General features: G+C 36.9%; 8 protein-coding genes and 1 pseudogene. 5 read left to right on the forward strand and 4 right to left on the reverse strand.

The features are described 5' to 3' along the window. Both J7E63_RS18280 and J7E63_RS18285 read left to right on the forward strand, forming a co-directional pair. Positions 1-1,413 (forward strand): glycosyltransferase family 2 protein, encoded by a 1,413-nt coding sequence (locus J7E63_RS18280; protein ID WP_215014882.1) that lies wholly within the window; start codon positions 1-3, stop codon positions 1,411-1,413. Then, the gene (locus tag J7E63_RS18285; RefSeq protein ID WP_215014884.1) at positions 1,410-4,667 is read left to right on the forward strand and encodes a hypothetical protein; all 3,258 of its coding nucleotides are present in this window, start codon (positions 1,410-1,412) and stop codon (positions 4,665-4,667) included. The genes J7E63_RS18280 and J7E63_RS18285 overlap by 4 nt, the downstream gene beginning before the upstream one ends. 46 nt (positions 4,668-4,713) lie before the next feature. On the opposite strand, the gene J7E63_RS18290 is transcribed toward J7E63_RS18285, so the two are convergent. The 3 genes from J7E63_RS18290 to J7E63_RS18300 all read right to left on the reverse strand — a co-directional run bounded on the left by J7E63_RS18290 (position 4,714) and on the right by J7E63_RS18300 (position 7,073). Beyond that, complete coding sequence (locus tag J7E63_RS18290; protein ID WP_308161975.1) at positions 4,714-5,301, reverse strand: YitT family protein; 588 nt, start codon at positions 5,299-5,301, stop codon at positions 4,714-4,716. Between the two features lie 135 nt (positions 5,302-5,436). Then, positions 5,437-6,444 carry an inorganic phosphate transporter gene (locus J7E63_RS18295; RefSeq protein WP_215014886.1) on the reverse strand — a complete coding sequence of 336 codons (1,008 nt, stop codon included), beginning with the start codon at positions 6,442-6,444 and terminating at the stop codon, positions 5,437-5,439. A gap of 11 nt (positions 6,445-6,455) precedes the next feature. After that, entirely contained in the window at positions 6,456-7,073 is a 618-nt protein-coding gene (locus J7E63_RS18300; RefSeq protein WP_215014887.1) for a DUF47 domain-containing protein, read from the reverse strand. A gap of 327 nt (positions 7,074-7,400) precedes the next feature. Here J7E63_RS18300 and J7E63_RS18305 point away from each other — a divergent pair, with 327 nt between their 5' ends. Then, a complete protein-coding gene (locus J7E63_RS18305; RefSeq protein ID WP_214999964.1) occupies positions 7,401-7,658 on the forward strand; it encodes a GlsB/YeaQ/YmgE family stress response membrane protein in 258 nt (85 codons plus the stop codon). A 57-nt stretch (positions 7,659-7,715) separates the two neighbouring features. On the opposite strand, the gene J7E63_RS18310 is transcribed toward J7E63_RS18305, so the two are convergent. Further along, complete coding sequence (locus J7E63_RS18310) at positions 7,716-8,639, reverse strand: RluA family pseudouridine synthase (protein ID WP_215014888.1); 924 nt, start codon at positions 8,637-8,639, stop codon at positions 7,716-7,718. A gap of 107 nt (positions 8,640-8,746) precedes the next feature. Between J7E63_RS18310 and J7E63_RS18315 the strand changes: the two genes are divergently transcribed. Both J7E63_RS18315 and J7E63_RS18320 read left to right on the forward strand, forming a co-directional pair. Further along, positions 8,747-9,133, forward strand: a complete 387-nt coding sequence (locus J7E63_RS18315) for a YhcU family protein (protein ID WP_215014890.1) — start codon at positions 8,747-8,749, stop codon at positions 9,131-9,133. A 324-nt stretch (positions 9,134-9,457) separates the two neighbouring features. Further along, positions 9,458-9,886 (forward strand): annotated as a pseudogene (locus J7E63_RS18320) (IS5/IS1182 family transposase); the annotation flags it as partial. Positions 9,887-9,995: the final 109 nt, after the last annotated feature.

Genomic DNA, 9,995 nt, shown 5'->3' on the forward strand with positions numbered 1-9,995 from the left:
ATGATAATTTTGCAATGGGGAGATGTTGTAACTGTTTTTGCTTGGTTTATAGCAGTTTATATGGTAGTTGTCATTTCTTTCTACTCTGTTATTTTAGTTATTTCCTTTTTTCAGCTTCGGAAGGAATACCAACTAGACAGAGTTCAAGCTTATGAAGATTACTCGGATGAATTTTATACCAAACCTGTTTCAATTATCGTACCTGCTTATAATGAAGAAGCAGGTATTGTTCAGAGTGTACGCTCATTATTAAGTGTTAATTATCCTACATTTGAAGTGGTTGTGGTAAACGATGGGTCAACTGACCATACACTTGAAAAAGTGATTGAACACTATGGTATGAAGGAAATAAAAAAAGTGGTTAGAAAACAAGTGGAAACAAAACCAATTGGCAGGATTTATCAGTCAGACGTTTTATCAAATTTGTTTCTTATTGACAAGGAAAACGGGGGAAAAGCGGATGCGCTTAATGTCGGTCTTAACTTTTCCCATTACCCTTATTTTTGCTCTTTAGATGGCGACTCAGTTCTTGAGCCAGATGCCTTTTTAAAGGTGATGAAGCCTATTATTGATTCAAATGAAGAAGTTGTTGCCTCAGGTGGGAGTGTTCGAATCGCGAATGGCTGCCAAATCATTAACGGACATATTCAAAAAATCGGGTTATCCAATAAACCATTGGTCGTAATGCAAATCATCGAATATTTACGAGCTTTTTTGATGGGGAGGATTGGCTTAAGCCGTCACAATCTTTTATTAATCATTTCTGGGGCGTTTGGTGTTTTTTCCAAGCACTGGGTGATTGCTGCAGGTGGTTATAAAACAGATACGGTTGGGGAAGATATGGAATTAGTCGTGAGAATCCATAGACTCTTAAAAGAAAAGAATACAAAGAAAAAGATTGTGTATGTACCTGACCCTGTTTGTTGGACTGAGGTTCCTGAAGACATTACATTCTTACGCAGGCAGAGGAGACGCTGGCATAGAGGACTGTTTGAAAGTTTATGGACTCATAGAAAGATAACATTTAATCCAAAATACGGATCGATTGGTCTTATATCTTTTCCATACTTTTGGATTGTTGAATTTTTGGGTCCAGTTATTGAATTATTAGGATATCTTTTTATGATCCTTTGTTTATTTTTGGGCGGGATCTATGTTGAATTTTCTATTTTGTTGTTTCTTCTTTCCTGTTTATATGGGTCTATTTTTTCAATGACCGCTGTTCTTTTAGAAGAATGGAGCTTAACAAGGTATCCAAAAGTAACAGATATCATCAAGCTATTTTTATACTCTTTAACTGAAACTATATGGTACAGGCCTATGACTGTACTCTGGCGATGTGAGGGAATATGGCAAATGATAATCGGGGATAGAAGTTGGGGAGAAATGAAGAGAAAAGGTGTTTCCGAATGAAAAAACCCATCAATTTAATCATTTATACAATTCTATTTTTTATTATATTGACATGCCCTTTTTGGTTATGGCAAATTCAGCCTGTGAAAAAATTAAACGTATTAATTGTCGACAAGACTGTGCCAAATCCTTCCTACAGAGAACATAAAGGGCTTGTTTGGATATTAAACAATGCTAAATATTATAAAAATGGACAAAGACCTTATTCGGTGATTGATGACTATAAGGGGTTTGAACCAAAAGAAGGACAGAAATATACGATTGCCCCCCTGCCTAAGGACTTAAAAAAATATGATGTTTTCTATTTAACAGACCAATACGGGGTTTATAAAGAAGAGTTTTTCGGACAGAATCTGTCGGGAAAAAGGTCCGAAAAAATATACGGCGGACTTAAATCAAGCGAAGTCAATCAAATTGAAAAAGCACTTATCCAGACAAAAGGAAAAACATTAATAGCTGAATTTAATACCTTTGCGAGCCCTACATCAGAAACCGCCAAAGCTGAGATTTCTAATTTACTAAATGTAGAATGGTCTGGCTGGATTGGACGATTTTTTTCGGACCTTAAAAGTACGGAAGTACCTGAATGGGTAAAGGAGAATTATGAGAAACAAAACAAGAAATGGTCCTTTTCTGGTGAGGGATTCGTTTTTGTCAGTAAAAATAATTATGTAGTTGTAATAGGGAAAAAGGATGTTCATGATGAGGGGCTTCTTTTTCAATTAACAGATAAAGGAAAGAAACATTTTACACGCGATATTCATGGGAAGTATACCTATTGGTTCGATATTATTGATGCTAAAGATAAGGATGAAATATTAGCAGCTTATCAGCTGCCAATATCAAAGCAAGCAAAGGAAACGCTTAAAGAATATGGGATCCCAACCCATTTTCCTGCAGTTATTTATCACGAGAATGCTAAGTATTCCTCCTATTATTTCTCAGGAGATTATGCAGACGAATCCGAGGTTCCTCAAATTTACCAAACAAAGGGCTTGGATACATGGAAAAGGAATGTTGGAGCAAACGAGTCTTTTTATTGGAAATCATACGTTCCAATGATGAAGGACATCTTAGAAAATGGATTGCACCACATAGCGAATCAAGAAAAAGTAGAAGTGGTAGACCGTGATGGAATAAAGTCAAATAGCCAAACAGGAGATTCCTATATACAGGTTCAAAAGAATGGAAAATGGGGGAATCTGTTAATCAAGGGCGTAAACATGGGGATTGGAAAGCCAGGATATTTTCCTGGGGAGACGGCAATTACCAAGGAAGAATACTTCCGATGGTTTAAAGAAATTGGCGCAATGAATGCCAATGCCATCAGAATTTATACTCTTCACCCGCCACAATTTTATGAAGCCTTTTATGAATATAACCAAATTGCTAAAAAGCCGCTATTCCTATTTCATGGTACATGGGTTAATGAGGAAAATCTCATCCAAACCCAAGACGCTTTTGCCAAAGTTAATCTAGAGGATGCGAAGCTGGAAATTAAAAATATGATAGATATAATCCATGGAAAGGCTAAGCTTCCTGCGCGGTCCGGTCATGCTTCTGGAGTTTATAAATATGACATTTCAAAATATGTCCTCGGAATAATTGTCGGCACAGAATGGGATCCTGCGATGGTTATGAACACAAATGAAAAGCATTCAGCTATCGGTCAATTTACAGGGGATTACTTTAAAACGGAAAGGGCAAATCCCTTTGAAGTCTGGCTGGCTGGTTTAATGGACTATGCCGCTGATTATGAAACCGATAAATACATGTGGCAGCATTCGATGAGTTTTACTAACTGGTTAACCACAGATATGTTAAAGCATCCTGCTGAACCGCTTGAGAATGAGGACATGGTTTCGGTTAATCCCAATCATATTAAAGCATCCAAGTTGTTTTCTTCAGGTTTATTTGCATCCTACCATATATATCCATACTATCCTGACTTTCTAAACTTTGAAGAGTCGTACCTTAACTATGTTGATAAGACTGGGAAGAAAAACAATTATGCCGGCTATCTGAATGAACTGCGTGCTGCCCATCAAATGCCAGTACTTGTAGCTGAATTTGGTGTGCCAGCTTCTAGAGGCTTAACCCATAAGAACGCTTATGGGATGAACCAAGGGTTTCATTCGGAAGAGGAACAAGGGAATATTAATAAGTATCTATATCAATCGATTGTTTCAGAAGGATATATGGGTGGGCTTGTCTTCACCTGGCAGGATGAATGGTTTAAACGGACATGGAACACTATGGATTTTGATAACCCAGACCGAAGGCCATACTGGAATAACATGCAAACAAATGAAGAGCATTTTGGTTTAAAAGGTTTTGAACCAGGAAAAAAGGAACAAGAAATCATTGTTGACGGTGTCTCTAAGGATTGGGACTTAGCTGGAGTTAGGAATAGTTATCTTACAAAGGATAAGAAAGACCCTTTAAAGGAAGTTCGGTTTTCTTCGGATAATGGGTATTTGTATTTTCTTCTAAAATATATTCGTCCCGTTGATTTTAGTAACCAAGGAACTTTCCTATTACTCGATACCATCAATAAGCAAGGGCAAACTAATATACCATTAGCAGGTAAGAGTTTTATAAAAACAGACTATGGAATTGATTTTTTAATAAAACTTACAGGAACTAATAATTCCAAAATCATGGTTGATAGCTATTATGATACATTCTATTATCAATATGCTCAGCTTTTGAAGATGATTCAGGAGCAGCCATATGCTAAACAAAAGGATAATGGAGTGTTTCATCCCATTAGACTGGCTCTTTTTAAGAAATTAACTATTCCGTCCACAAAAACAATTATTCCATTTGAGAGCTACGAGACGGGAAAACTGAAGTTTGGGAATGCCAATCCAAAAAATAAAGAATTCGATTCATTAACGGATATAAGTATAAGTAATGATATGAAGGTTATTGAAGGTAGAATTCCATGGCAGCTATTAAATGTGAAAGACCCTAGTTTAAGAGAAGTAATGGGAAATGTGTGGGAAAGTGGCTTGGCAAGCAGCATTGAAACAAGCGGAATTAGGGTGGCTATTGTGACAACAGAGAATGGGAAGGTCCAGCAGACATTTCCTAATATAACTAATAATCAGCTGCATCAAACCGATTCATTTTTCTACAGTTGGAAAAAGTGGGAGGAGCCAGCCTTTTATGAACGGTTGAAAAAATCTTATGGAATCATGAAAGAGGCCTTTCGAACGGCGGAAATTAAGGATGGTAAGAATACAAATTAAAACGCTGGCTCACCAGAACCAGCGTTTCTTTTAAATCTTTTTTTTCTCAATAGTAAGGAAAATACTCATTATTATTACCACTAACAGTTAAGGTCGTCATAAGGCCGACACATATGATCGTAAGAAGGGAATAAAAAAAATTTTCTAAACCGACTATTTGAATGCCGCTCGTAATGACTAGACCATCGATTAAGAATATAATGATACCTACATTTATTGAAGTAAATTTGGTTAGAATCTGAGCGAGTAAATCAGTCCCACCCGTACTTGTTTCATAACGAAGCATAAGACCGATGCCAATGCCGACAAGTAATCCACCAATTATTGTACTTGGTAATATACCCAATTGTATTTTTCCGTTCATAAATGAAAGAAAATCAATACAAAACGAAGAAATGATCAGTCCGTGGAGGCTATAGTAGAAGTAGCGTCGCTCAAAAAACCAGGCTAAGACATATAAAGGTAGACTTAAAAGGATAATACTTAGACCAGTCGGCCATCCGTAAAAATAATGAATGAGTAGCCCTAAGCCGATTACCCCTCCGTCTAGCAAATGATAGGGAACTAAAAATCCATTTACCCCAAGACTCAATAGCAAACTCCCAAGCAGCATAGCTGTAATTTTTTCCTTCACAATCTCACCTCAAAACTTGTCCTCTAACATAAAAATATGAAAGTTCGAGGCATTTAGAAGTGATATCACCAAAAAAAATGACTATTATAAAGGATTAAAAAAATAACCAGGAGAAAAAAATTCCTGGTTGTTTTTTTAAAAGAAGATATTCAAAATAAAATAAATAATACCTGCTAATAAGGAGGTTATTGGTAATGTAATGACCCACGTAATTAACATCCGCTGAGCAGTACCCCATTTTACCCCTTTAAGACGATGCGAAGCACCTACACCAAGTATTCCTGAAGAGATGACGTGTGTAGTACTGACAGGTAAGTGGATGTAGGTGGCCCCGAAAATGATCGCTGCACCCGTTAAATCCGCTGCAACACCATTAATCGGACGGATCTTCATAATTTTCCCGCCCACTGTTTTAATGATCTTCCATCCGCCAATCGAAGTACCAAGTCCCATTGCAATCGCACAAGAAAGTTGTACCCAAAAAGGAACCTCATCAGTATGCAGATAACCATTAGCTAACAGAGCCATGGTGATAATCCCCATTGATTTTTGTGCATCATTTGTTCCGTGTGAATAGGATTGTAATGCCGCAGTAGCAATCTGGATAAAACGAAAGTTTCGGTTTGTCTTTGTTAAATTGAAGTTCTTAAACACTACTTTAAAAATGCTGTAAACAATATACCCAACTGTGAAAGCTAAGATCGGTGATAGGACTAATGCTTCAAGGATTTTTATAAAACCTTCTGCTTTAATTACGTCAAATCCTTTAGCAGCAATTGCCGCACCAGCAATAGAACCAATAATTGCATGGGAAGAGCTGCTTGGAATCCCGTAATACCATGTGAGTAGGTTCCAAATAATAGCCGATAGCAGCGCCGCAAAAATAACAATTGATCCGGTATGACCACCAGTTAGTGAGAATGGATCAACAATATCCTTAGATATGGTTTTGGCTACACCTGTGAATGTTAAAGCACCAATAAAATTCATTACGGCTGCCAGCAAAATTGCTTGGCGTGGCTTTAGAGCTTTTGTTGATACAGAGGTAGCGATTGCATTTGCAGTATCATGGAATCCATTTATAAAGTCAAATGCAAGGGCACCAATTACAATTAAAATCGTTAGAATTAATACAACGCTCATATTTTTGCTCCTTAAGCATTTTTCATGATAATGGTTTCAAGTGTATTAGCTACGGTTTGGCAATAGTCTGCGATATCTTCAAGATTTTCGTAGATTTCTTTATATTGAATGATACGGATTGGATCTTTTTCAACCGTAAATAAATTTTTAATCGACTGGCGTAAGATATTATCACAGTTGGATTCATAATCTTTTATTTTAATCGCATGTTCTCTTATTTGTTGTAACTTTTTATTTGAAAGCAGTTCAACCGCTTTGTCAATTTCATGAACACTGGCTTGAATAGCATCCACAAATTTCTTCATATAGTCATCTGCATTCGTAATGGAGTACATTTCAAATAATGCCGCACATCCTTCAAGGCCATCCAGAACATCATCCATGCTCATCGCTAGAAGAAGAATGTCTTCACGTTCAATTGGAGTGATGAAAGCATCATTCAATTCTTTGATTACTTCGTGAACGAATGTATCTCCTTTCGTTTCCAGTTCTTTCATTTTCTCTGAGAAAATTTTCAAATCACTCACATTTTTTAATTTATAATCAGTGAAGAAATTTGCACTTTCTTTAAGGTTCGCAGAAATATTACTAAGTAATGCCATAAATTTATCAGTTTTTTTGAATGCCATGTAATTACCCCCATTTTAATTTAAAACGTCTTGTAGACCAACTTAGATATTTTATCTGAAAAATGTCGAAGAAAGAAACAAATTCTATGTAACTTTACAAAAACTTAACATTAGAATTTTTTGAATAGTTCATTTTTAAGATGGAGACCTTTTTACTTTTACCTAAATTCATTGATTTATGTATTAAAGGAAGGTTGTAAGATTTTTTCTTTTCTGAGTATAAAAATGAAAATAGGGTACTTTATAGGTACAGGTAGCATGAAAATTAAGTTACTTTTCCAATACTGCCTGAGACAAATAATTGAATACTAAAAAGGAGTGTTCTAAATGAGTTTCATTTGGGCATTAATTATTGGTGGGATTATTGGATGGTTAGCAGGCCTTATCGTTGGAAGAGATATACCGGGCGGCATCATTGGTAACATCATAGCTGGATTTGTTGGGGCGTGGCTTGGGACAGCGATTTTAGGTAACTGGGGGCCGCATGTGGCTGATTTTGCAATAGTACCTGCAATCATTGGTTCTGCAGTATTGGTCTTGCTGCTAAGCTTCATTTTGCGAGCCTTTAGAAGAACCGATAAATAACCATTGAAAAAGCCTCCTAAACCAGGAGGCTTTTTCAATGGTTTGTGGTTCAATAACCTAAATTGAATATATGTCAATATCTTTAAAAATAGCAGGTTGATCTAAAAATGGAGCATGACATACAATTTTATCCTGAGTAAATGGGTGAATCAACTCAAGCTTTGCTGCATGGAGTGCTTGTCTTTTAATAATTGCTTTCCCGCCATACAAAGTATCTCCAACTAAAGGATGTCCGAGATGACTTAAGTGAACTCTGATTTGATGGGTTCTCCCTGTATCGAGCCAACATTTAACATAGGATTGTTGTTTGTCTTTGTCTGCCTTTAAGACCATGTAATGGGTAAGTGCCTCTTGACCTGTTGGAGAAACTCTTCTTTTGGTTGCATGATGGCGGTCACGGCCGATTGGATCCTTAATTGTTCCGCTTCTATGTTTAACTATCCCATGAACCAAAGCAATGTAGGTTCTTTTAATCTCCCGTTTTTCGAGCATATTGTCCAAAATAGCACCAGCTAGAGCATGTTTAGCAAAAAGGATGGCACCTGATGTATCGCGATCTAATCGATGAACCTGCCGAATGTTTCTTATTTCCCCATTTGATTGCAGATAATATTGCACCGCATTAACAAGGGTATATAGATCGGCGTTTGGGTCATTCGGATGGGTATTCATAAATGGCGGTTTGTTAAGAACCAATACATGGTCGTCCTCATAAAGGATGTCGACATCTATATAGTTTGGTGTGATTAGTAATTCTTCTTCCTCAAAAAGTTTAAATTGCAGCTTCGAACCATGACTAAGAGGGATATTCCAGTTAGCCTGATCCCCATTTAGTAAAACTTTATTTTCCATTCTAAAAGAATGAGTTAATTTTTTGGGGGCTTCCCATACGTTTCGAAAAATATCAGCAATGGTTCTTCCATTCCATTCCAAAGGAACCGTTAGTTGAAACCATTCACCCATTCGCATTGTTTTTAGCATTTAATTCTCCTTCAGGTTATAATTACCACCGTAAATACAGTCTTTGTTATGTTATTCTTATGATATACAATCAGACAGAAATAAGCGATGGCAAAGGTGGGTTAAAAGTGAAAATTGTTTTTGCCTCCACACCCAGTCAGGAAGAAGAAATTAATGAACTGGTGAGGTACATCTATTCGAATATTTTTCCTCTCTACTATACCGATGAGGAAATTAATCAATTTGAACAGTTAAAGGTTTTGCATACATCTGAAGATTTTAACACATTAAAAGATGCCTTTCAGGTAATGACAAGTATTCAAACATTAATCTCTATTCTTGAGGCCTCTCAACTTGATGTTCAGTATACATTATTATTTAATAAGAATGTTGAGACCTTAGAGGAATTTGGATTATTTTTTCCATTTAAATATGAACATTTTGAAGAGGCAAAATGTATCAGAGCAAACATGCTAAGTATTTATTCTAATGCTGATAATGAGTTGCTAGTATAATGAAGAAAAAAGTCTGCAAAATTGCAGGCTCAGGCTGTCGAGAAACTTTCGACAGCCTCTTATTTTCTACAATAACTTTAACAATACACCGCGTTAATTCGTTATAATATTATTAATATATAGGCTTTGCAACATGTCTGTTGATTTGCGCTCCAGGCACTTCGCTTTCCGCGGGCGTGCCGGGGTGCCTCCTCGGCGCTGAAGCGCCTGCGGGGTCTCCCCTGCCCCGTACTCCCGCAGGAGTCTGCGTGCCTTCCGCGCAAATCAACAGAGCTGTAAAATCAATAATGCACTGCTCTTAACACAAACAAACAATAAAAAATTAATCGCCAACATCGTTTTAAAGGTACCGATATCTTTCAGGAAATATTTGATGAGATTGTTCTCCAGGCAATGAATCACAAGATGGTAGGTGGTCGTGTCTTATTTTCGGATTCTACTCATTTAAAGGCTAACGCTAATAAACATAAATTCACAAAACAAGAAATTGAAGTAGAGACTCGTGAATATTTTGATGAATTGAATAAAGCCGTAGAAGAGGACAGATTAGCTCACGGAAAAAAGCCGTTAAAGGAAAGGGAAGAAGGGAAGGAAACTAAAGAAATTCGGGTTAGTACCACTGATCCTGAATGTGGATTTATGTCTCGTGAAAACAAGCAGGAAATGTTTTGTTATCTCGATCACCGGACTACTGATATGAAATTTAACATTATTACCGATGTATATGTTACTCCTGGAAATGTTCATGATTCTGCACGGGCTTCGCTATTGCTGGTTACGGGGATTGAAGAAAGCAAGCGAACAGGCTCTCCTTACGGCAGCCTGCCAAAATATGAAAAAGATTGCAACACAATTAGCAAGG

It is taken from the genome of Bacillus sp. ISL-75, from assembly GCF_018613095.1.